This window comes from Lactiplantibacillus sp. YT640 (assembly GCF_049745435.1).
GTDB lineage: Bacteria > Bacillota > Bacilli > Lactobacillales > Lactobacillaceae > Lactiplantibacillus > Lactiplantibacillus plantarum.
The window spans coordinates 1-20,748 of record NZ_JBMNVY010000003.1 but is presented as its reverse complement, the minus strand read 5'-3'; the positions used below and the strand labels follow the sequence as shown (position 1 = coordinate 20,748).

General features: G+C 43.9%; 17 protein-coding genes and 1 pseudogene. 7 read left to right on the top strand and 11 right to left on the bottom strand.

The features are described from left to right. The first annotated feature begins 24 nt into the window (after positions 1–24). The 4 genes from ACOV1R_RS02930 (at position 25) to msrA (ending at position 3,041) form a co-directional block, all read left to right on the top strand. On the top strand, positions 25–984 hold the full coding sequence (locus ACOV1R_RS02930; protein ID WP_054519181.1) for a LysR family transcriptional regulator: 960 nt from the start codon (positions 25–27) through the stop codon (positions 982–984). Positions 985–1,006: 22 nt separating this feature from the next. Next, entirely contained in the window at positions 1,007–1,936 is a 930-nt protein-coding gene (locus tag ACOV1R_RS02925) for a manganese-dependent inorganic pyrophosphatase (RefSeq protein WP_015380375.1), read from the top strand. Between the two features lie 127 nt (positions 1,937–2,063). Then, positions 2,064–2,498 carry a peptide-methionine (R)-S-oxide reductase MsrB gene (gene msrB / locus ACOV1R_RS02920; RefSeq protein ID WP_003644417.1) on the top strand — a complete coding sequence of 145 codons (435 nt, stop codon included), beginning with the start codon at positions 2,064–2,066 and terminating at the stop codon, positions 2,496–2,498. 27 nt (positions 2,499–2,525) lie between these two features. Further along, the gene (gene msrA / locus ACOV1R_RS02915) at positions 2,526–3,041 is read left to right on the top strand and encodes a peptide-methionine (S)-S-oxide reductase MsrA (RefSeq protein WP_003640552.1); all 516 of its coding nucleotides are present in this window, start codon (positions 2,526–2,528) and stop codon (positions 3,039–3,041) included. A gap of 163 nt (positions 3,042–3,204) precedes the next feature. Here msrA and ACOV1R_RS02910 read toward each other — a convergent pair whose 3' ends face one another. The 4 genes from ACOV1R_RS02910 to ACOV1R_RS02895 form a co-directional block, all read right to left on the bottom strand. Further along, positions 3,205–3,405: a sterile alpha motif-like domain-containing protein gene (locus tag ACOV1R_RS02910; protein WP_003640551.1), complete on the bottom strand. Its 201-nt coding sequence runs from the start codon at positions 3,403–3,405 to the stop codon at positions 3,205–3,207. A 212-nt stretch (positions 3,406–3,617) separates the two neighbouring features. Beyond that, positions 3,618–4,472, bottom strand: a complete 855-nt coding sequence (locus ACOV1R_RS02905) for a phage integrase N-terminal SAM-like domain-containing protein (RefSeq protein WP_015380373.1) — start codon at positions 4,470–4,472, stop codon at positions 3,618–3,620. Positions 4,473–6,492: 2,020 nt separating this feature from the next. Beyond that, positions 6,493–8,025 carry a hypothetical protein gene (locus tag ACOV1R_RS02900; protein ID WP_128485034.1) on the bottom strand — a complete coding sequence of 511 codons (1,533 nt, stop codon included), beginning with the start codon at positions 8,023–8,025 and terminating at the stop codon, positions 6,493–6,495. An 11-nt stretch (positions 8,026–8,036) separates the two neighbouring features. After that, positions 8,037–9,344: a glycosyltransferase family 2 protein gene (locus ACOV1R_RS02895; protein ID WP_015380369.1), complete on the bottom strand. Its 1,308-nt coding sequence runs from the start codon at positions 9,342–9,344 to the stop codon at positions 8,037–8,039. A gap of 202 nt (positions 9,345–9,546) precedes the next feature. Between ACOV1R_RS02895 and ACOV1R_RS02890 the strand changes: the two genes are divergently transcribed. Continuing rightward, positions 9,547–9,945, top strand: coding sequence for a hypothetical protein (locus ACOV1R_RS02890; RefSeq protein WP_003645035.1), 399 nt, complete (start codon positions 9,547–9,549; stop codon positions 9,943–9,945). Positions 9,946–10,024: 79 nt separating this feature from the next. Here the strand turns inward: ACOV1R_RS02890 and ACOV1R_RS02885 are convergent, their stop codons facing one another. The 7 genes and pseudogenes from ACOV1R_RS02885 to ACOV1R_RS02855 form a co-directional block, all read right to left on the bottom strand. After that, positions 10,025–11,374: a dihydrolipoyl dehydrogenase family protein gene (locus ACOV1R_RS02885; protein ID WP_054519328.1), complete on the bottom strand. Its 1,350-nt coding sequence runs from the start codon at positions 11,372–11,374 to the stop codon at positions 10,025–10,027. A gap of 65 nt (positions 11,375–11,439) precedes the next feature. Further along, positions 11,440–11,877: a MarR family winged helix-turn-helix transcriptional regulator gene (locus ACOV1R_RS02880; protein WP_003645037.1), complete on the bottom strand. Its 438-nt coding sequence runs from the start codon at positions 11,875–11,877 to the stop codon at positions 11,440–11,442. Positions 11,878–12,033: 156 nt separating this feature from the next. Next, complete coding sequence (locus tag ACOV1R_RS02875) at positions 12,034–12,561, bottom strand: GNAT family N-acetyltransferase (RefSeq protein ID WP_016511660.1); 528 nt, start codon at positions 12,559–12,561, stop codon at positions 12,034–12,036. Between the two features lie 98 nt (positions 12,562–12,659). Beyond that, positions 12,660–14,558 (bottom strand): CDP-glycerol glycerophosphotransferase family protein, encoded by a 1,899-nt coding sequence (locus ACOV1R_RS02870; RefSeq protein ID WP_054518986.1) that lies wholly within the window; start codon positions 14,556–14,558, stop codon positions 12,660–12,662. Then, positions 14,559–15,680, bottom strand: coding sequence for a CDP-glycerol glycerophosphotransferase family protein (locus ACOV1R_RS02865; RefSeq protein WP_054518985.1), 1,122 nt, complete (start codon positions 15,678–15,680; stop codon positions 14,559–14,561). Next, positions 15,668–16,683, bottom strand: a pseudogene (locus ACOV1R_RS02860) (ribitol-5-phosphate dehydrogenase). The gene ACOV1R_RS02865 and the pseudogene ACOV1R_RS02860 overlap by 13 nt, the downstream one beginning before the upstream one ends. Position 16,684: 1 nt before the next feature. After that, positions 16,685–17,386: an IspD/TarI family cytidylyltransferase gene (locus ACOV1R_RS02855; protein WP_003645042.1), complete on the bottom strand. Its 702-nt coding sequence runs from the start codon at positions 17,384–17,386 to the stop codon at positions 16,685–16,687. A 280-nt stretch (positions 17,387–17,666) separates the two neighbouring features. Between ACOV1R_RS02855 and ACOV1R_RS02850 the strand changes: the two genes are divergently transcribed. Both ACOV1R_RS02850 and ACOV1R_RS02845 read left to right on the top strand, forming a co-directional pair. After that, positions 17,667–19,016, top strand: a complete 1,350-nt coding sequence (locus ACOV1R_RS02850; protein WP_016511701.1) for a hypothetical protein — start codon at positions 17,667–17,669, stop codon at positions 19,014–19,016. Between the two features lie 26 nt (positions 19,017–19,042). Beyond that, entirely contained in the window at positions 19,043–20,635 is a 1,593-nt protein-coding gene (locus ACOV1R_RS02845) for an L-lactate permease (protein WP_011101559.1), read from the top strand. The last annotated feature ends 113 nt before the right edge of the window (positions 20,636–20,748 follow it).

Sequence of the window (20,748 nt, the reverse complement as noted above, 5' to 3'; positions counted from 1 at the left end):
AGAAGAAAGGATCAGGTAAAATTCATGAAGACAACTCAAGAAAGTATTTTCTCATCGAAAACGTTAACGTATTTCTTGCAACTAGCTGAAACTATGAATTACACACAGGCAGCTCAAATTTTAGGAATTACGCAACCAGCATTGACCCAACAGATCAAAAAACTAGAGCGTACCGTTGGTGCCCCTTTATTTTATTCCGTTGGGAAAAAGTTACGTCTCTCTGACGCCGGTTACACAATGCTTAACGCAACCCACAGTATTTATAGTGTATTGAACAAGGCAACTGATGAAATCCAGCAGACAACTAGTGCTACTCAAGGAACAATCAATATTGGCGTGCTAGCTTCAATTGAAGACCATGTATTTGAGGATTTTGCCATTAAGTATTACGAGGCCAATCCAAATGTTATTATTTCGTTGCACATGCTGACGCGTAAAGAGATTTGGGAACGATTAGAAAATAATCGGATTGATTTGGCAGTCATGTACCTACCTGATGAAAGTATCAAGAACTGGAAGCCATACCAGTCTAAGAAGATTATCCAAGACGAATTGCTATTCATTTCGGGTGACGAGAAGTTAGCGAATAAGAAGCGCATCAAGTTCAAAGATACGACGCTCAATCCATGGGTGACGTATCCTGAAAACTATTACTTGGATCAAGTGGTTAAGGAATCTTATAAGAACCAGTTGGCTGATTTGCCAACGGCAGTCGCACGGTTTACGACGCCACAACAGATTTATCGCTTTGTGGCAGCAACTAATACTAACACGGCGTTGCCAAATTCATTTATGGTGGCTAATCCGGCAACTGATAAGCTCCACACGTTGTCATTTGAACCAGCCATCAAGTTTGACTTAAATTTTGTCTTCCGTAAAGATAAGGACCAAATTCCGCGAATCAAGAATTTCCTTGATGAATTTGATGCCTACTTACGGACCGAAGATTATATTTCACGGTTACAAAAGATTAATCAAAAATAAGTTTTAAGGGAGTTTTGTGCTAATGAGTAAGGAATTAGTTTTTGGGCATCAAAATCCTGATACCGACGCAATCGTGGCGGCTAAGGCGTTCTCATACTACGAAAATAAGATGGGAGCGGACACTGAAGCAGTTGCATTAGGCGAACCAAACGAAGAAACTCAATTTGTTTTGGATTACTTCGATGAACCAGCACTACGGGTGATTACTAAGGCCAGTGATGAAGTTGACAGTGTTATGCTTGTTGATCATAACGAACCTCAACAAAGTGTGAGTGACATTGCTGACGTAACTGTTAGTCACGTGGTTGATCATCATCGAATTGCTGGTTTTGACACGGCCCAACCATTATTCTACCGGGCTGAACCACTTGGTTGCTGCAGCACTGTCATTTACAAGTTGTTCAAAGAAAATGACATTGAAATTCCAGCCAAGTTAGCTGGATTAATGTTATCTGCAATCATTTCAGATACATTACTCTTAAAGTCCCCAACCACAACGGAAACTGACGTGGCAGTTGTTAAAGACTTAGCTAAAATTGCTGATATTGATTATGAAACGTATGGTTTAGCAATGCTTAAAGCGGGCACTAACCTTGACAGCAAGACTGAAAAGGAATTAATCGATGCCGATGCGAAGTCATTTGAAATGGCTGGCAAGACCGTGCGCGTTGCGCAAATCAATACAGTTGACTTGGATGATGTTTTCAAGCGTCAAGCTGCTTTAGAAGCTGCTGCAAAAGACGAAAATGCGAGTGACAGCTATGATTTATTCTTAATCTTGGCTACTAATATCTTAGATAGTAACTCGGAATTATTAGTCGTTGGTAACCCAACGGAACCTGTTGAAAAAGCCTTTGGTAAGACGATTGCTAACAACCGGTTAAGCTTACCAGGTGTCGTTTCACGTAAGAAGCAAGTTGTCCCTCAATTAACGGACGCCTTCAACGCTTAATTTACAGATTAATTTAAAAAGAAGCTACCACTTGTTGGAGCTTCTTTTTTGCATTCTAGCTAGATTGGGGTATGATAAATACTGTAATTAGATTGTACACAACTCAATTATGGAAGGACTGATAGTAATGGATAAACAGCAAGGTGAATTACGACAGCGTCTAACGCCTGAACAATACGCCGTTACTCAAGAGGCAGCGACCGAACGGCCATTTAGCGGTGAGTATGATAACTTTTACCAGGAAGGTATTTACGTTGATGTAGTTAGTGGTCAAGCACTCTTTAGCTCGCGTGACAAATATGATGCGGGTTGTGGGTGGCCATCCTTCACTAAACCAATCGATCAGACTAATCTTAACGAACACCGTGACGAGTCGTTTGGCATGCATCGAACAGAAGTGACTAGCACACAAGCAAACTCACATTTAGGTCACGTCTTTCCAGATGGGCCACGAGATCGTGGCGGGCTTCGTTATTGTATTAATTCAGCAGCACTGAAGTTCATTCCAGTTGCCGACCTTGAAAAGGCTGGTTATGGTCAGTATCAGAGTTTATTTAAATAATTGAGTTAATAAACGGGAGGAATTTAGATGACAGAGACTGCAATATTTGCTGGTGGCTGTTTCTGGTGCATGGTCAAACCGTTTGATCAACAGCCCGGGATCAAGTCAGTCATTTCAGGTTACACTGGTGGTACCGTCGCTAATCCGACGTATGAACAAGTTGCCAGCCACACGACTGGGCATACTGAAGCGGTTAAAATCACTTTTGACCCAGATGTAATCAGTTATGCTGACTTGGTCGAAATTTACTGGCGTCAGACTGATCCAACCGATGCTTCTGGCCAATTTCAGGACCGTGGTGACAGTTATCGACCAGTAATTTTTGTTAATAGTGAAGCTCAACGTCGAACTGCAACTGCTTCAAGAGATGCACTTGCAGCTAGCGGTAAGTTTGCTGAGCCGATTGTGACAACCATTGAAGATGCGAAGCCATTTTATCCCGCAGAAGCCGAGCACCAAGACTTTTATCGACGCAATCCATTCCGTTATCAAATCGAAGAAATGGGTGGTCGTGAGGCGTTTATTAAGCAACATTGGCAATAAGCTAGATGGTGATTAAGCGTTGAAAATGGCTCAGATTTGCGATCTTCGTATCGTTTGAGTCTCATCTCGATAAAAATAAGGCTAAAAACACGAATAAACCAACCTGCAACCACAGCAATCGTCGCTGGGCTAGTAGGTTGGTTTTTGAGTTCAATTATGATTGTTAACTTGCTTGGTACGCGTCCAATGCTGAATAAAATGATTTTTTGACTGAGTCACGAATATTTAAGTAAGTAATATAATCAGATAATTCATGAACATTACTAGTCAAAGGAAAATCAAAATCTGAGTGCGCATAACAAGCGGCTGGCGCGAACGGACCATTTTGTTCAATAAACGGTTCTAACCAACGATAGAATGTCATCAAATCATCCTTTCAATACTTTAGTTAAATTCAATAAAACTAGTTTAACTGCAAAAAGGTGCGTTGTATAGGCGTTTTAAGGCTTCTTAATTAACTAGCAAATTCCACGTAATGCTTGTGACGTGTTTGTAAAGTTATGTAAAGATCGTGCAACAACGTAAAGCTACTTTAACTAAAAAAGCTAACTGTAGCAGTTAGCCCATCAGTGTCACTTAGTCGGTTTTAGTGGCTTTTAAAGTTCGCAAATCACGTTGTCGTAGCAAGTTTTGGTAATACTCGAGGCTGGTTTCATCTAACCGTAGTTGTTGCATGATCTCAGTCGGTTCGGTCGTCCGGTGTTGCTTGAGAAACCACAGCATGAAGTCCTGGCGCAATGCAACCGGCTTTAATGGCACACCTAAACGTTGACTATCACCCGCCAAGTATTTATGCAATGCCGCGAGGGTGATATGTGGGTCGGTTCCGCGTTGACGCTGCTTTAAAAAAAGATCCGAACTACCACTTTGAGTCTGTAATGGCTGCAAATAGGCCCGTAGTTTAACCAGAAAAGCCTGTTCTACTGCTGTAAAGGTAATTGCATTCAACTGCTGATAAAACCCTGGGGTTAGCATCTCCGTGGCAGTATAACCCTTGGTCGTTAGTAACAAGAATAAGCGGGTGTATGGATGCAGATCATCCATTGCTAACCATGCCGCCAATTGCTCTGGCCAGGTCGTTGTTTGTTGACGATTGGTCAAGGGTTGCCCTTTGATTGTAAAGGTTGGTAAAGTTGTAATAATTCGGTGTGAAAATAAATAGCTAAAGTAGCCGTTTAGATTCGACAGACATTTGTTCAGTGTCGATGTTTTGAATTGGCGTTGTTCACGGAGCATGGCCAAGTAAGCTTGAATATCATTCTCAGTTAAATCTGCTAATAATTGATCCTTAGCAAAGGTTTCATTGAAGTGCTGCTCATAGTTGAAAAAGTCAGCCAAGGTTAATTCATATTGCTCAATCGTACTAGCTTGCTTGCCAGCAGTTTCTAATGAGGCGAGAAAGCTTTTAGCATACGGAAATTTAGCGGTCATTGATAGTAGGACATCCTTTCTGGGTTAGAATTCTTACTTTAACTAAAACATAAATTTACAACAAAAACAAGCGATTTGACCGATGCTGAGAGACGCGTTCTAAGCGCGTGTTCGTTTATTAGTTGAAGAGTTGTCCCTTAAATAAACCGTAAAATCGATGTTAGTTATCAGCAAATTATGAGCGTGCATGCAAACTAGTGATAATTGGATTTAGGAGTCTGAAAACATTTGAACTTTTAGTGATTCAGATAAGTTGATCCAAATTAACGAAAAATGCTCGGTTGAAATTCAATCGACTAATTTTAGTGTTGATGTTTGTGAATCATAAAAAATAATTTAAGTTAAGCGGACGTCTTGAAAAATTCTGAACAGTTAGAGCCAGCAAAATGATTGCGACAAAATGACAATCTGAGAACTGAATCACCAGAAAGCTAACTTAAAATCAAAAAATTACCACAGGGGACCTAAATCAGGTCGTGGGGGAGCAATTTTGTTTTTGATTCTACTTTGTATAATATATATTATGTAAACTAGGAAATGTAAAAAAAGCCCCCTAGCTAGATTTACCCATAATCCACACATAAGCCATCATAATCACAACAAACCGCTTTTATCGCGTGAATTGTCATCAAGTTTACTGCTAGCACAGCGATAATTTTTAGGTGGTAAATTAATTTATAGCACATTTTTATAAAATCTACTGAACTCACTGAATCATATGGATGTGACTTACCGTGAATATATGATTATGATTCATAAGGTGGCCACCATGCATCATGAAATAGCTTTTGACTGTGTTAATGATGTTATTGCTCATAACTGTTAGTCAATCGACTGAATTGCTGTGCACCTTGGGTTTAAAACTGGCTTTTAGAACGTAATTGTTTATCAAGCCGATTTATTGAATCGATGGTTTGCTAACGACAATACTAATTTATCTTGTCGGCAACCACATCAGTCTACCGTAATTTATATTAGAGGCCGCGGGCTGAACACCATAAATGTGAGTGGCATCCTTGAGTACCTGCGGTTGTATGAAGCCCAGGTAATTAGCGGCAACTAGCCTAGCTTTCAACTGTTTTTTGGCGATTATTAGTCAGAATTGTGGCTTGACAACTTGTTAATTTTCAGACCATTAGTCCTAAAATTAAGCGTATTTATTGAAACTGATTGTGCCATTCAATTTAGTGTCAACAATTATTGCAGACTACGAACAGTAATTCGCCATGGCCTCATATGTTTGTTGGACATGCGCTAGATCAAAAGTTTGGTGAATAATTTACCGGGGTGATGGGTTCTTTCAATACCACGGTAAATAAAATTGTGTAATTTGTAGCAAGTTGTCACGAACGCAATGTCATCACGCGAACCGATATTACGCCCAAATGGGTCGTTGGGGTTCATTTCAACCTTTTGTGACAACCCCTACCCGGCCAAAAATAGCACCCGGTCGCCCTACTTTTAAGCCTATTCCATTTCAACGCACGTTTTGGCTGAAGCCTGGCGGATTGACATGACGGCTCATAGCAATGATTTTGCTAGCCCGCGTAATTACGCCGAACCGCTCCCCCAGCCACTAACAGCGTCATCCATCGCCCATAGTACTGACTGTCGCCCTGCTTAAGTTGCATGGTCGCCCTAGCTTGAAACCCGTTGCCATGACATGTTGGCGAAGAGCAATCAATCATTTAGTGGTCATCACCGGGCTGTCCTGGCACCTTGACGAGCACCCAATCGGCATTAGTAAATGGGGATTACGGGCCATTAAAGTCAATTGATCCGTGGTATTTGCTAACGATACTGGCAGTGCCAGCTATTAACTATGACCGTAGCCACAATAATTTGATAGTACAAATTAGACGATCTGTCCCCTTTTAAACATTATAAAAAGATTATTACTGAAGTAACAGTCACTACTGTCAGCAATAATCTTTTTTATATCATCAGTTTAATTTTCATTCAGTGAGCTTCGAACGCTAGCGATTCATTTGGGTATTGATCTTGAAATGGCCACTGTTACTCAACTCTGCTTGATTTGACGCCGCCAGAGCTTGGCCCCCGCGATCCCGCAAGTCATCAACATAAGGATTGGTAAGTACAAGATAATATGATAGCGGCCCTGTACTTCTAATGGTAAAGCGCTTAAGGTGAAACCGTCTAACAAAAGCGCTGCCATTAGCAAATAGTGGTTAAGATAGTGTTGATGCCATAGCAGTCCCAGCCCCATTAAAACACTGAATAACGCAATCACCAGCATTACCTGCCAATAAACCGTCGCACTTGTAATCAATATAGATATAGGGGCTAAATAAAACCAGTGGCGGTTAAGCAAACCGGGATGATGGCTTAAGTTATATAAGCTCCAATCATAGCCATAATCCTCACGAATAAAGCCCTGCATTTTTTCATTAACAAATGACCCCAACTGTGGCTTGATTTGTTTGAGATTAGTCTGCAAAGTCCTCGCCATCGTTCGTGTGATTCGCGGATAGGCTTGCGTCAACGTGGGCGCCACCCGTAATTCGTGGCTGACGGTAGCTTGTAGTGCCGGGCTATAGGTCCCGTGACTTTTAACATCTGTCCCCGTAGCCAGGCTGTATAAAGTTTCAACTTGGGCTGGCGCAACCTTAAAGCCATATAACCAGCTGTCGAGATTAGTCGCTGTGAACATGAGTCCTAACACGACCGCACTGTATGTGAGGAGCTGACGTACTTGAACGCGGTAAAGGTGGTGAGATTTAAGCAGGACACACAAACTCATCAAACCCAGTGCAATTAACCAGACGCCCATGATTGGCCTCAGCATATTGGCCACGACAGTCATCACGATCGCTAACGCTAGGTATAGTCGTCGATCCGTGATTGTGGTCGTCGTGAGTGGGACTAATGCCCGCGTAAGCGCATACATCATGAGTAGGACGCTGGTGAAAAAGAACGGTTCACTACCATTTAAGAGCGTGCCGTACAGCCAATAAGCTGGAATCCAGTAAAAAATGAGGGCAGCCATGATGCCTAATTGTCGTGAGAGCCACCGTGCGACTAGCCAGTAAATTAAGACCATATCGACTAAAGTACACCCAATATTGATTAGTTGGCTGACAAAAAAGTTGGCCCCGCCAAAAGCTGCGACTAAACTGTAGCCGTTCGCGATATTTAAAGCGTGCGGAAAAACGACGTAATTGCCAACGATACCATGGTGTAACAGTTGGGTCCAGGTGAATCCTTGGGCACTAAACGCGGCTAGTGTATGGTAATTCCAGAAATCTGAGGTCGGGTCGATCTTTAACCCTGCAACTAGTGGAAATTTTAAGATAGTTAACCCCATCAGTGCTGCAACTAACCAGCTAGTTTGGTGGCGGCTCAACCACCAGCTGCCAAGGCCAATCGTGGCACCAATGAACAATACGAATAAACCAGCGCCTATCCAAGCACTGATTGCGAGGTGTAATTTCAGGTTGACTTGCCAGTTGGCGACAATCATCCACCCGAGTAAGGCAGCTGCAATCGTGAGAACGGTAATTTGAAATATCTTATAGCACCACTTCATCGGCATGCACCTTCATCTTAATATGAGCGTTTTAAGCCAGTATCTGGATATTTTGCAACGCGGGTCGTAACACCATGGCGCGTTTTAGCCCACGCTGTTTGACCGCGTAACTGCCGATAAATGGCGACGTATGGCGTCAGGCTAATGATCAATAAGAATGCCTGAAAGCTTAAACTTTGTTTGAGGGCATTCATGAATCCAACGGGTTGTTTCACGATGGCACAGTTGCGTTGATACAGTGCTGCTAATACCAAACAAGCCGAAAAAGCGATCACTAGTAATGTCCCGATAGCCAAGTGATGCCACCCAACTTGCCAATGTTGTAGGCTACGGCTCACAAGCACGACTAACGTGATTAGACTGGTCAGTGGCACGATACAACCACTGATAGGCATCAAAATCCAAAAGGTCGTGTCCAATTTTTGAAAATGGTTCAGACGTCCCGAACGCCAAAGTGCTGGTAGATAACGCATGCATTGAACGGCACCCTGACACCAGCGTACCCGTTGACGAAAAAATGGGCGTAGTTGTTCAACGGCCTCTTGCTGGACAACCAAGGTATGATCAAAGGCCGTTCGCGTACCACCTAGCAGCCAGGTCCGCAAAGTGAATTCGAGATCTTCAAGTAAGCTATTCCCCCACGGATTCTGTAACGCTAAATCTAGCCGGACGAACTGACCATTACCTGACGCAATTCCCTGACCAAGGCGATTGCGTAACTGTTGGGTAGCATTATTAACCCCCATGAATTCAAAATTCTGCATCTTAGTCAGCCAGTTGGGCTGATTGTAGATATTCACGCTCGTTTGAATCATGGCCAACTGTGGTTCTTGTTCAAAGTGCGCCAGTACCCGCGTCAAATCAGCAGTATTCATGAATGCGTCCGCATCTAGGACCCCCACGATCGTCCGTTGCGGATCAGATTTTAGCGCTAACGTCTTATGAATATACTGGACGGCAGTGTTGAGGACGGCCCCCTTACCTGCACGCTGGTTGCCCGTGCGGTGTAGGATTTGTAAGAAGCGCGACGATGACTGAGTTAACAACAGTAGACTGTGATCAGTCGAATCGTCATCGACGGCAATGATCTGGGCGTGAACGGTTGGTGGTAATTGTTCGAGTGATTCAGTAAGTTGCGTAATCGTGCGCGAGATCACGTGTTCTTCATTGAGCACCGGAATGACCAAAAATAATTCATAGGGTGTGGGCCCTTTTTCATAGCTTTGAATGGGCTCCCGATAGTGATTGATCAACAATAAGTTAATAATAAAATACAAGTAAAAAACAACTGAAATCATAATTGCAACTCTGATTATTATCATCATAACTCCCCCATCGAAACTTATTAAGAAGGTATTATACGCATACTTTTTTAAAATGCCTATTATTTATGTTATGAAAACATAGTGAACGAATCATGCCTATTCTTTACGTCTTTTTCACGAGAAATTTACACTTATTCGGTAGTTAGTGCCGTACATAAATTGGTAGGATAGTATTATTAACTAATAAGGACGGCGGAGATTGATGAAAAAAGCAACTTGGGGATTACTCGCATTATTGATTGGACAACCGATCGTCATTTACACCGCGCAACGGGCCCTATTAACGACGATTCCGAGTCGCTATGGTCTGCTGGGAGCAATCGCTTATACGAGTGATCCGCACCATTATTTGGCGATGCTTGAGAGTGCGCTTATTCCGGCCTTATTAATCGCGCTTAAGCCGCTAAATCGGTATGCGGCACCCTATACTTGGTCAACGATTTTGAAAAGGACGCTCGGCTGGTGGCTATTTGGAATGAATTGGTTTATTCTGATCAGCCTGTTTGTTCAAGCTAGCTGGCTAAGCTGGGGTATCTTTCTTTGGTCACTCGGTGGCGCCATGGTCCTGCTCGCTAAATTATTAGGTGTCCTCAGTCAGTGAGTTAATCTGAAACGACAAAAAGATACTGGGTAGTCAGCAACATACCCAGTATCTTTAAATTAGTTAGTTGGTTTAATAACTAGTCATGGTGTAGTAGTGGTGTCAACATATCAATGATCCCCACTGAAGCACTTGGAAAGGCAAAAATCTTCTGACTTAACGTTGTGGCGGAGACGTGATCAGCAATAATCATGGTCAGTAAGTTAATCAGGTCTGGTGCGCCATTACCATAGATTGAGGCACCGACGAGGTAATTCTCTTGGTCAAAGACTAATTGTAAATCAGCGTCGACCTCGTTTTGATACTGAAAGGCTAACAGTTTACCATATGGCAGCGCTTGAACGTGAAAGTGTTCAGTATCATGCTGGGCAGCCTCGACACTGACACCGACTTGGGCGATTCTTGGTAGCGTAAAGACGACCGCTGGAATGACCGGATAATCAATGGCGGCAGTGCTACCAAGCAGTTGGCCGGCAATGTAGTTAGATTCAAAGATCGCGGTCGGGGTTAGCTTCGGCAAAGTCTTACTAATGACATCACCACTGGCGTAAATGTTTGGAATGCTTGTCCGAAAATGGTCGTCGACGATAATGCCGTGCCGGTCGGTCTTAATGCCAACTTTCGTTAGTCCTAAGTGTTCGATGTTTGGAATCCGACCAGTGGCCGCAATGATATCATCACTCTCAATCTTCAGGCCGCTGGCAGTGGTTGCCATTAACCCTGTGGCCGTTTTAGTCACTTGGCTAAGCGCTTCGCCAAAGTGGAAGTGCACCCCGGCTGCCTGTAGATGTGTGATCATCTTTTTAACGTGTTCTGAATAAAATGCGGGTAGTGCTCGATCGGCAAACTCAATAATATGCACTTCTGACCCTAGTAACACGGCCATGTTGGCAAATTCCAGCGAGATGATTCCAGCACCAATTAAGGTCAACCGTTTAGGCATGGTTGGTAGGTCAAGAAAATCACGACTGTCATGCATCAGGTCCGCACCCGGGATAGCCAGCTTGGCTGGTCGTTGTCCGGTCCCGATGACGATGGTATCCGCTGTATACGTGCTGTCCGCTACTTGAACAGTGTGGGTATCAGTCAGCTCACCATGACCGGTAATAATTGTAATCCCCAATTGTTTGAAGACGGCCGTCATTTGTACCGATAAAGGTTGAATGACTTGTTGCTTATAGGCCATCAACTGTGACCAATCGATGGTGGGCGTTGTGTTGACGCCAATCCCTTGATATTGTTTGAGTTGTTCAGTCAGCTCGAAGGGACCGTCTAACAGAATCTTAGCATCACAGCCAAAGTTAGTGCACGTCCCGGCGATGGTATCTTCTTCAATGATTGCTACCTTATGTTGCGCATGTGCTAGGGCCACTGCCGCATGCCACGTTGCGTGCCCGCTACCGATAAAAATTGTGTCATAATCTGCCATTAGAGATTCCTCCTAAAATTATATTTCAGTCGCACGCGATTGAAACGGTCAATAAAAAGGCCCGTTTAGGCCAAATCCTGTGATAATGCGGTAATAATCTTCTGGTTCAGGGCCAGTGCTTGTTGATATTCATCGACAGTCAGGTGGTAGCGACTGATACAAGTTGCAATCGCGGCTTCGATTGGTGCTTGTTGTTGCTTACCCTGCGTCGTGAGATGAATGAGTAACTGGCGCCGATCTGTTGCCGGTCGCTCGCGCTGCAACCACCCTGCGTCTTCCATGCGTCGCAAAAGCGGTGTCAAGGTGTTGCTGCTTAAGCGCAGAACCTGACCTAACTCGTGTAATGACTGGTCGTCGTGTTCCCACAATGCCATTAGTACGAGATACTGTGCGTAAGTCAGTTTGAATGGTGTTAACGCTTCGACATAAAATTTGTTAAATAACCGATTGGCATTGTATATGCTAAAACAAAGTTGATTAGCAAGGTCAATTTCTGGTGTCATGCGGATGCTCCTTTCAATCGCGTGCGATTGATTATCAGCATAAGCCCCTTGCCCGTAAAAAACAAGGGGTAAATAAATTTGTAATCTGCTGGTCGCCACAGACAGCGACTAATTCTAAACTTGTAAAAGCAGTTCACTCAAAAGCCTTTACTGCCCTTAGTCTTGGGTCAGTGACTTGATCATGAGCAAATCGGTTTGGCGATCGTCCCCCATCACAAAATCGTGAGCACTGAATTGTTCAAAGCCCCACTTCGCATAGAAGCCCTTCGCGGGTTCGTTATGCTCCCAAACACCAAGCCAGATCTTCTGCTTATGATCAGCTTTAGCAATTTGAATCGCTTGTTGCATAAATTGATTACCGAGCCCTTGGTGTTGGAAAGCTTTTCGGATATAGATTCGTTCGACTTCTAAAGTGTCTGGACCCATTGCTTCTGATTGTGCCGCACCGGTGTTTAATTTCAAGTATCCTAATGATTCACCGGCTCGTTCAACAAAATAAAATTGTGATTCGGATTCCGCTAATTCATGGGTTAACTTGGGCAAGTTATATGCATCTTGTAAGTATGCGGCCATATTTTCAGAGGTGTTTTGTACACCAAACGTGTCCTTAAAGGTTTCAATACTGATTTGTTGTAGTTTGTTCACGTCAGCAGTGGTGAGCCGCCGTGTCGTAATTTGTGACATGATCAATTCCTCCTATAGTTTCCTAGCAAAAACAGTCGGTCACACAATCAACGCTGTAAATGCGCTGATGATGTGACTGACTGCTTTATCTTAACATATTATTTAGCCTTTTTACCCCAATCAGGGATAATCTTACCATCTTCACTAATGGCGAGACCGTCGTTATTTTCTAACTCAGCTGCGTTCGGATCCTCGAAGTCATTTTCAAGCGCATCCACGAAACGAGCTGTAGACTTACCATCTAGATCATCAAAGAAGAAGTTCACAAAGCCGTCCAATTTAGCTTGGTCAACTTGTGGATGTTGCAACTGGCTGATCAACTCACCCGTGTTTTCCGCTAAACTACCAGGAATAAAATCAAAGTAGTTGAAGTAAAAACTCCGGGATTGCATGTAATCCGCTAAGTCCGGCGCAAAGAAAATCATTGGCCGGTTCAGTAGTGCGTATTCGAAACAAACTGATGAGTAGTCAGTGATTAATTGGTCAGCAACGAGTAATAAATCGTTGATCTCACGATAATCAGAAACATCGTAATAGAAGTCCGAATATTCATATGGTAACGTTGGTTTGTTTTGCACAAACGGATGAATCTTCAGTAAAAAGACGTAATCTTCGTGTAACGCTTCGTAGATTGCTCTAAAATTCAACATTTCAAAGGGATAGTATGCTGATTGCTGACCATTGCCACGAAATGTTGGGGCAAAGAGAATGACTTTTTTGCCCTTGATGAATGGCAAATCTTGCGCGAGCCGTTCCCGGATTGCCTGTTTCTTGGGCTCATCGAAAAAGATATCCGTCCGCGGAATTCCTAGCGGCTGAATCTTATCCGGCGCAATTCCAAATCCTTCCGCGTATTTATCCGCGATGTTATGCGAAGAAACCAAGGCTTTGGTGTAATTGCGATGATTTAACGATTGAACCTTAGGACCACCAGGCATCCCCAACCGGCTGTAACCAAATGTTTTAAAGGCACCGACCGCATGCCATACCTGAATCAAATCCGCATTTTCCCGGATATGCAATGGGTAAACTAGTGGGTAAAAGTCATCTAAAATCACATAGCGACTAGTAGCCAACGCTTTAGCCAACGTTCGAACCTCTTTCCAGGATTTTTTGGTTTTAATACTTGGCTTCAAATAGAATGAAATCTTAAAATCAGTATTGCGACGTTTTAATTCCTGGTAGATAGACTCGAAATTACCGGAGATTGTCACCCGACTATCGGAAACAAATGAAATTTGTTTCTTATGAATCGGTTGAAGGCAGTACCACCGATACCAGAGTTTTAGCGCCCGGCGTTTAATGGCACGCATCGCTACACTATCTAACCCGACATCTTCAGTAAACTCATTTTCAAGCGGGTTGACATCACTCAGTTTATATGAAGTGACCTTTAAGGCTTGGGCGGCTAAATTATACCGAAAAATTAGACTGTATGACTTATTGCTTTTCGCTGAATAGCTTGTCATTTTAGTCGTATAATTTAAGTCTTGCTGTGTTTCCACCACTTGACCAATGGAGGTTAGTCTGATAATCCAACCATTACCTAGATACTGTTTTAATTGTATCTTGATTTCATAAGTGCCTGGCGTTAGCGGTTTACCCTCACTGAGTGTCGAAAAGTTGATGTCACCATGATACCCGGCATATGGAAAATCAGCGTTTTGACCACGAACGTTGATCAACGGAATTTCTAATTCTTCATTCGTCTTGCTAGTCAAAATTAAGCTTTTAATAATTCGTTCAGTATCTTGTTCGGGATACTTTTCAAACCACGCCATTCCCTCAATCACTAAGTAAGAACTGTTGAATTCCAGCTTAGTCACTTGACGTTTGATCAATGATTCGGCATCTTTCTCAATTCGCAATGTATTTAGAAAATCAACGTCTTCCTTGGTCGTTTGTGCGTCCTCAACCAGTTCACGATTACGAGTATATTGCGGTTGATTCCGTCCGTATACGATGCGACGCGCGATTCGTTTTAGTCGTTGTATCATCTAATGTTCTCCCCCTGCTAATTTTTCAACAAATTGAACGACCCGTTCGGTATTATGCCCATCTTGATGTGGAAATGTCTTTTGCTTTAATTCATGTACATAAGATAGATCCATATGATCAACTTCCTGATTAATAAAATCGACAACTCGCGCCGCTTTGCTGAAGTGCGGTGCTTGCAAATATTGATAGTAATCGACATAGAATCCGGATGTTTGCATATAATCATCATAATCAGGCGTATACAGAATGATTGGTCGTTCAAAATAACTAAACGTCAATGATAATGACGAATAATCGGTTATAAATAAATCAATCGTTGGCATCAGCGTCTTAACCCGCTCAGCATCTTGGAAGATATGCACGTTGGATGGTAGCGTCATCGCTGACAGTTTTAAGTACGGATGCAGCGAAATGTACAGTTCCCATGGACCGGTCAGCTGCTGACAGGCCGCAATCATGTTGTTGACATATCCCATGACTTGCTGCTTACCCTGGACACCTTGCCGATAAGTCGGTGAGTATAGAATACGATGGGCGGCGAGCCGCGGTTGTTGTGGTTGTTGATTAAGCAACGAGTCGACCATTGGCGATCCAGTGGCAATGACGTGATCTTGATTGATAGCCATGGCATCTAGATAAGCAGGCTGATCAGACTTTGCATTGATCAAGACCCAATCATAATTTGTGTGCGGCTTCATGACGCTCTGATCAGCATTCGGTAAGCTGAGGCCAAACTTTTTCAATGAACCAATGGCATGCCATAATTGTACCACTTGATTATCATCATGTTTGTGAATTGCGTAAAGTGGAAAAAAGTAATCATCGATCACAAAGACGTCAGCCCTGGCAATCACGTATAGCGCTTTAATGGAGGCGAGCAAGAAGCCCACTTTTCCAGCCAGGGTGCGGTCATAATGATAGCAAAACACAGTAACCGGTTTAACGTTGGCAGTTTTTAGGCCCTGCTCAAGAGCTGCCAAATTGTCGTTTAATTGACCGCTGCGCATCGTGGCAAGTGTGATCCGTCCCTTCTTCGGGCCAAACACTTTATAAAAAAATTGATAGAATAAATTAAAGCTCGTGTGTAGTAACACGAGCTTTACCGTCTTTAGACGTCCCATTCCATCACCTCCTTGCCCCAATAATTAGTAAGTGCACTATCAAAGAAGTTGGTAATGTCTTGAATGGAACTCACTTTTTGAACGTAGCCAACTAAATTTTGCAACCGTTCGCGAGTGACTGGACTGGAGGATAAAATATCAACGGCACGTTTAAAATCTTCACGGCTGCTGCGACTGACGCCTCGTAACGTCAATCCTTCTGCAAGGACAGACCGGGTATCGATACCGACTGGGTTTTCAGAGACGCCCATTAGAATGGCAGTTCCCATCGGTTGAATATGCTGGATAATTTGTTGAATCGCTGCTTCACTGCCCTGGCCGCCGGTACATTCTAAGGCCTGACTGACCTTGACATCGGCTGGAATGTCATCGACCAGGTAAGTTTTGTCTGCAAATGAGAAATAATCTAACTTGGATTGATGCCGACCGAATACCAGCAACTGACTGTCTGGAAAAATTTGCTTAACCAGAGTCGCTGTAATATAGCCCAAGTTACCATCGCCCCAAATACCGATAACCCGTTGGTCCTCATCCATGGTACTTTCAAGCTTGGTTAATGCTTGAACGCCGACCGAGACCATCTCAATGAATGCGGCCATGTGTGGATCGAAGTCGCTTGGCACGGTGATTGCGCGGTCGCGTCGTAAACAAACATATTCTTGCATAAAGCCGTCGTAGCCGCTTGAACGGAATCTTGAAGAAGGTAAATAATTTTCCTGAATGATTGAATCCTTCTTAACGGGCGTATTAGGCACCATTGCGACGAGCGTCCCAGGCTTATACTCATTTCGAGGATCATAAACGACCTCACCCACGGCCTCATGGATCAGCGCTTAGCACGTAATGCGGCTTGGGAGCGTTGGCCAAAGAAATAGCGCGTGTCAGCATGGCAGATCGATAAGAACTTTGGCCGCACGATCAAATCATCGGCGTCTACCTCTTCGGCGACCGTTTCAACTTCAAATTGACGGGGACTTACTAAGCGATAAACTTGATTTAACATCTTATGACCTCTTTTCTACTAATGCTGATGCAACGCGTAAGTCAAACGGCGTTGTGATTTTAAAATTATAATTTTCACCACGTACTAAACTAACCTTTTGACCAGCCAGCGAGCAGATTTTGCATGAATCAGACAGTGATGCCTTTTGTTCGGAGCTGAGTGCGTTATATGAGTCGATCAATGTTTTGATGTGAAAACTTTGAGGGGTTTGACCCTGATACATTTCGGAACGAACCGGAATATCGGTCACCTGATCATTAGCACCGCGGACGATTGTATCGATTGCTGGAACGACAGTATCGACTGCTTTATTTTCTAAAACGGCGACGATATTGTCGTTAATGATACGTTGTGTGATGAACGGCCGAACTGCGTCATGGGTAACAACAACATCATCGTCTTGAATCCCGTAATGATCTTGGATATAGTTGATTCCACTCATTAGTGTTTCGTTACGGTCGGCCCCACCAACGACAACGTGAACGCGCTCATCGGTGATGTACTTTTTAATGATATCTTCAGTATGGCTGACCCAATCGGCTGGACAGACGACCAAAATGGCATCAAAGCGACTTTCAAGTGTAAATTTTTCGATGGTATGGATTAAGATTGGTTTGTCGGCAAGCAGCAAGAATTGCTTTGGCATCGGAACATTGCCCATACGAGTTCCTTTACCGCCGGCTAATATTTGTGCATAAATCATATCTACATGACCCCATTCATTATTTAAATTATGTGGATAATGATAAATAAGAATTTTATGTTTTTTGTGAATAAATATGAAAGAAGTGTGACGTTCCTGGTAAGAATTGTTTTTTTATTTATTTGGTTAAAGTAAGATTATACGATTGGCTTAAATATATCTACGTATCCCGGCGCTCAATTTACAGGTAAAAGTGCCTAAACATACCTTTTAACACCATTTATGTGCATTAATTGGTATACTAGGCCTAGAAAAACTAACGAAATGGTTGTGATTATCTTTGACTCGTCTACGAAACTCTGGGTTGGACTTCTCTGTCGCGACGCTTAACTTCTTGGCTAACGTCGGTATTGTCCTGCCCTACGTTCTAATTCTCTTTAAGTATCAGCAGACCCACAACGCGAATTACTTAGCTGCGATCGTGGTCTTCTACGTGGCCCGGGCGGCGAGCGTCTTTGGGACTAAACACCTAAACCTCAAGGCTAGTAGTTATTTGCTCATTTGCCTCTGGCTGGGTGCGCTTGGTAGCTTGTTGTTCAGTTTGACGGCTAACATCGTGGCCGTGCTGGCTGGGGCCCTATTCTTAGGATATACATCCGCCAACATCTGGCCCTATTACTTGACGATCAAGTTACACTTGTCCGCGCAGACGGATTTTAAGTTAAAGAAAATTTACTGGTTAATTTTCTTAGTTCTCGGCATTCTCTTTGTGCTAGATTTTGCGCTGAACTGGGGTTACCGGCTTGCCTTTATCCTACTGGCGCTACTATTTATCATTGCGTTGCCTGCTGGCCGTTTGTTGAGTCAGTTTTCGCTCGCATTTTACGATCAACACGAAATGGCCCAAGTACGTCCCATCAAGCCGTGGCGCGTTGTGGTCTTTATCGTCTTCTTTGCTGCGATTGGTTTACTGACGTTACTTCGTAAGGCGAGCCTACAAATCGCACTACCGGCCGTATTAGGAATTATCGTCGTGGCCATTGTTCTACTAAATCTAGAACTAGCTGCTGATTGGCAATCCATGCCGGCTAACAAACTACGGATCGTTGATCGGGGCTTTTTACTGAGTTTTGTCCTACTGTTTAATAGTTTCTTCGGTGTCTTTGTCTTTGGCAAAATGGGGATGTACCTGGTCTTCGCCATCTATTTGTTGGGCTTTGAGACTGGCCGGCCACTATATTTATTATTGGGACGGCATGACTTACATCGTGCCACCACGATTGCGCGCGGTGGCTTGATTGTCGGCCATTTGTTAGTTGCCACGGCCCAACCCGTTTTATATGTTGCCGGTTTGCTCCTGATCTCGTTGTACGTCGGTTTTGAAAACCCAGCCATTAATACTAGCGTTTATGCCACTGAGGTTGATGATCCAGATCTCGCAATTATTCATAAATATCGCTTTTCCACTTATGGGGGCCTGCTTTGTCAACTGTGTTTCTTCGGCCTCTTAGTAATTGTTAGCAGTTTTCGACAATTAAACTTGCTCAATTTCTTCAATCCAGCTTCAACCGCTTTGAAGAACACTTATCTAGTAGGGATGGTTTGGCCCTTAACGGCGATTTCTCTGATTGTTACGCTGGTCACGCTCTACGGTCAGTATTATTTCAAACGAGCACAGTCAAACGACTAGGCACCATCTAAGGAGGCTTTACGACCATGATTTTTATTGCAAGTGCTGCAATCATCCTGCCACTGATTCTTCTCGGGGGCCTGAATTTATCCGCGACCCGTGGAATGACCATTAGCGCTCTGGTGGTGATTATTACCGGCTACTTTTTCTGGCAGATTAGTCCAACGGTCCTCACCGCCTCAATTTTGCAGGCGATTCATAAAGCCCTCCCCATCTTATGGATCTTATTTGGCGCCTTACTCATGCTCAACTGTTTGCGTGCCACTGGTGCAATCGACCGGATTAACCAGGGCTTTCAAAGTTTGTCTGCTGACATGCGGCTACAAACCGTTTTGGTAGCCTTCCTATTTGGGGGCTTGATTGAAGGTGTCTCGGGCTTCGGGACCCCAGCGATGGTCACTGCACCATTACTAATTGCACTCGGCTTTTCACCCATGGCGGCCGTTATCTTGGCCTTAGTGGCTGACTCGACCCCCGCAGCGTTCGGCGCCGTTGGAACACCATTGACCGTGGGACTGAGTAATGTGACCGAAAAAGCATCCGTCTTGAACTTGATTGGCCTGCGCATCACGCAACTCGATTTATTCGTTGGTGCGCTAATGCCAGCGGTGCTCATTTTAATTCTCATCATGTGGTTTGGCCCTAAGGCACACCGCTTGAAAAGCTGGCTTTCCGTCTTACCTTGGGCGTTAGTGATCGGTTTCGTTTACAGTCTACTGGCACTCCTCAGTGCTTGGCTAGTGGGTTATGAATTTGTTTCAATCATCGCACCGCTGGGAACGCTGGTTATTGCCATCATCACGATCCGATTGCACTGGTTGTTACCAAAGTCGAGCCAGTTGACGCCATGGCGGACGAACGGGATGGCAGCCCAGACGCCTGCGCCTAGTCCGATGAACCTGATGACCGCTTGGTTTCCTTACCTGTTGGTCGTTGTGCTATTACTCGCTAGCCGGGTCGTGACACCAATCAAACAGGTTTTGACCCGTTATGCTAACTTATCGTGGTCCCACATTCTAGGTTATAGTCAAATCAACTCTGATTGGGAACTCCTCTATTCGCCAGGGACAATCTTGGCGGTAGCGGCCATCATTGGGTTACTAGTACAAGCCCGTTCATTAAAGCCCTTACTACCAACTGCCCATTCGGTCATCCGTTCGATGGGCAACACCGCAATTGCCCTCGGTGTTACCCTGATCATGGTTCAAGTCTTCACTAATTCTGGCTTGAATCAGGCCAACCTACCCAGCATGCCAATGTATATCGCCAAGTTTATCGCGACCTATCTAGCTGGTGTTTGGGTCATCATGGCACCATTCCTAGGCCAATTAGGGGCGTTCGTAACTGGTAGTACCACGGTCTCGACACTGACTTTTGCGCAAATTCAAGCTGATATTGCGGCCAATGCGAGTTTGAAGCCCACGATTATCTTGGCAGCCCAGCTCGTCGGTGCGGCAGCCGGCAATATGGTCTGTGTCCATAATATCGTTGCTGTCAGCTCAGTCGTTGGCCTGAGTGGTCAAGAAGGCGCCATCTTACGTAAAACACTACTACCAGGTCTGGGTTACGCCCTGTTAATTGGCGTCGCCGGGTGGCTACTATTACGTCTCTTAGCTTAACTGAATGCGTATAAAGGCACTAATCACCTTAGAACGTGTTTGGATACTTTGACATTCGATTTGATTTTAGTTAAATTAGATCAAAAACAGGAGTTTTTAATCCATGAAAAGCT

What these genes read in the sequence shown, in the direction of transcription:
- ACOV1R_RS02930 (WP_054519181.1), top strand. Translation starts at nt 25, where the DNA reads ATGAAGACAACTCAAGAAAGTATTTTCTCATCGAAAACGTTAACGTAT.
- ACOV1R_RS02925 (WP_015380375.1), top strand. Translation starts at nt 1,007, where the DNA reads ATGAGTAAGGAATTAGTTTTTGGGCATCAAAATCCTGATACCGACGCA.
- msrB (WP_003644417.1), top strand. Translation starts at nt 2,064, where the DNA reads ATGGATAAACAGCAAGGTGAATTACGACAGCGTCTAACGCCTGAACAA.
- msrA (WP_003640552.1), top strand. Translation starts at nt 2,526, where the DNA reads ATGACAGAGACTGCAATATTTGCTGGTGGCTGTTTCTGGTGCATGGTC.
- ACOV1R_RS02910 (WP_003640551.1), bottom strand. Translation starts at nt 3,405, where the DNA reads ATGACATTCTATCGTTGGTTAGAACCGTTTATTGAACAAAATGGTCCG.
- ACOV1R_RS02905 (WP_015380373.1), bottom strand. Translation starts at nt 4,472, where the DNA reads ATGACCGCTAAATTTCCGTATGCTAAAAGCTTTCTCGCCTCATTAGAA.
- ACOV1R_RS02900 (WP_128485034.1), bottom strand. Translation starts at nt 8,025, where the DNA reads ATGCCGATGAAGTGGTGCTATAAGATATTTCAAATTACCGTTCTCACG.
- ACOV1R_RS02895 (WP_015380369.1), bottom strand. Translation starts at nt 9,344, where the DNA reads ATGATGATAATAATCAGAGTTGCAATTATGATTTCAGTTGTTTTTTAC.
- ACOV1R_RS02890 (WP_003645035.1), top strand. Translation starts at nt 9,547, where the DNA reads ATGAAAAAAGCAACTTGGGGATTACTCGCATTATTGATTGGACAACCG.
- ACOV1R_RS02885 (WP_054519328.1), bottom strand. Translation starts at nt 11,374, where the DNA reads ATGGCAGATTATGACACAATTTTTATCGGTAGCGGGCACGCAACGTGG.
- ACOV1R_RS02880 (WP_003645037.1), bottom strand. Translation starts at nt 11,877, where the DNA reads ATGACACCAGAAATTGACCTTGCTAATCAACTTTGTTTTAGCATATAC.
- ACOV1R_RS02875 (WP_016511660.1), bottom strand. Translation starts at nt 12,561, where the DNA reads ATGTCACAAATTACGACACGGCGGCTCACCACTGCTGACGTGAACAAA.
- ACOV1R_RS02870 (WP_054518986.1), bottom strand. Translation starts at nt 14,558, where the DNA reads ATGATACAACGACTAAAACGAATCGCGCGTCGCATCGTATACGGACGG.
- ACOV1R_RS02865 (WP_054518985.1), bottom strand. Translation starts at nt 15,680, where the DNA reads ATGGGACGTCTAAAGACGGTAAAGCTCGTGTTACTACACACGAGCTTT.
- ACOV1R_RS02855 (WP_003645042.1), bottom strand. Translation starts at nt 17,386, where the DNA reads ATGATTTATGCACAAATATTAGCCGGCGGTAAAGGAACTCGTATGGGC.
- ACOV1R_RS02845 (WP_011101559.1), top strand. Translation starts at nt 19,043, where the DNA reads ATGATTTTTATTGCAAGTGCTGCAATCATCCTGCCACTGATTCTTCTC.